Here is a 1683-nt window from a genome sequence, read left to right on the forward strand (position 1 = left end):
GACAGTGAAAAGAAGACAATGTGTCAAGCTTATAGAGCTTGCCCAACCTCGGAAGATAACCTCAGTTATCTTACCTGTCCTTTAAAGGAGGTGATCCAGCCCCACCTTCCGATAGGGCTACCTTGTTACGACTTCATCCCAGTCATCAGCCTCACCTTCGACGCTTCTCTCCTTGCGGTTAAGTCAGCGGCTTCGGGTAAAACCAACTCCCATGATGTGACGGGCGGTGTGTACAAGACCCGGGAACGTATTCACGGCGATGTTGCTGACTCGCCATTACTAGCAATTCCATCTTCATGTAGTCGAGTTGCAGACTACAATCTGAACTGGGATCGGCTTTTTGGGATTTGCTTCACCTCACGGCTTCGCTGCCTTCTGTACCGACCATTGTAGCACGTGTGTAGCCCCAGACATAAGGGCCATGCGGACTTGACGTCATCCTCACCTTCCTCCTGGTTAACCCAGGCAGTCTCATTAGAGTTCCCACCATTACGTGTTGGCAACTAATGATAAGGGTTGCGCTCGTTGCGGGACTTAACCCAACACCTCACGGCACGAGCTGACGACAGCCATGCAGCACCTGTGCAGAAGTCCCTAAGGAACACTCTATCTCTAAAGCTGTCTTCTGCATGTCAAGTCTGGGTAAGGTTCTTCGCGTTGCATCGAATTAAACCACATGCTCCACTGCTTGTGCGGGTCCCCGTCAATTCTTTTGAGTTTCACCCTTGCGAGCGTACTCCCCAGGCGGTATACTTAACGCGTTAGCTCCGGCACAATTGGGGTTGAGTCCAATTACACCAAGTATACATCGTTTACGGCAAGGACTACCAGGGTATCTAATCCTGTTTGCTCCCCTTGCTTTCGCGCCTCAGCGTCAGGAATAAGCTAGAAAACCGCCTTCGCCACCGATGTTCTTCCACATATCTACGCATTTCACCGCTACATGTGGAATTCCGTTTTCTCCGCCTACCCTCAAGAAATATAGTTTCAAATGCTGTTCTGGAGTTGAGCTCCAGGATTTCACATCTGACTTATGTTCCCGCCTACGCGCCCTTTACGCCCAATAAATCCGATTAATGCTTGCACCCTCCGTATTACCGCAGCTGCTGGCACGGAGTTAGCCGGTGCTTCTTTACCTGGTACTCTCAAATTAGCCGAATATTAGTCGGCTTCTCTTGCTCCCAGGCGAAAGAGCTTTACGACCCTAAGGCCTTCATCGCTCACACGGCGTCGCATCGTCAGGCTTTCGCCCATTGCGAATGATTCTCGACTGCAGCCTCCCGTAGGAGTCTGGGCAGTTCTCAGTCCCAGTGTTGGCGGTCAATCTCTCAATCCGCCTAGACGTCTTAGCCTTGGTGCGCCATTACCACACCAACTAGCTGATATCCCATGGACCTCTCTTTAACCGCGAGGTCTTGCGATCCCCCACTTTGATAAAGGTAAATTAATTACCCCACCACATTTGGTATTAGCGATCGTTTCCAATCGTTATCCCAAAGTTAAAGGCAAGTTATCCATGTATTACTAACCCTTCCGCCACTAAACGGTTGCCCGTTTCGTTCGACTTGCATGCCTCATCCACGCCGTCAGCATTCAATCTGAACCAAGATCAAATTCTCAAGTTAAAAAACTTTGAAAATTTGAGTATTACTCAATTCTATAATATGTGGGTCATTAGCTTTC

Annotated in this window: 1 rRNA gene; it reads right to left on the reverse strand. The window is 49.4% G+C overall.

The annotated features are described in order from the left end of the window. Nucleotides 1-83 precede the first annotated feature (83 nt). Nucleotides 84-1625, reverse strand: a 16S ribosomal RNA gene (locus AOM43_RS07980). Between the last annotated feature and the right edge of the window lie 58 nt (nucleotides 1626-1683).

Origin of the sequence: Parachlamydia acanthamoebae, from assembly GCF_000875975.1 — a bacterium.
In the GTDB taxonomy this organism is placed as follows: Bacteria; Chlamydiota; Chlamydiia; order Chlamydiales; family Parachlamydiaceae; genus Parachlamydia; species Parachlamydia acanthamoebae.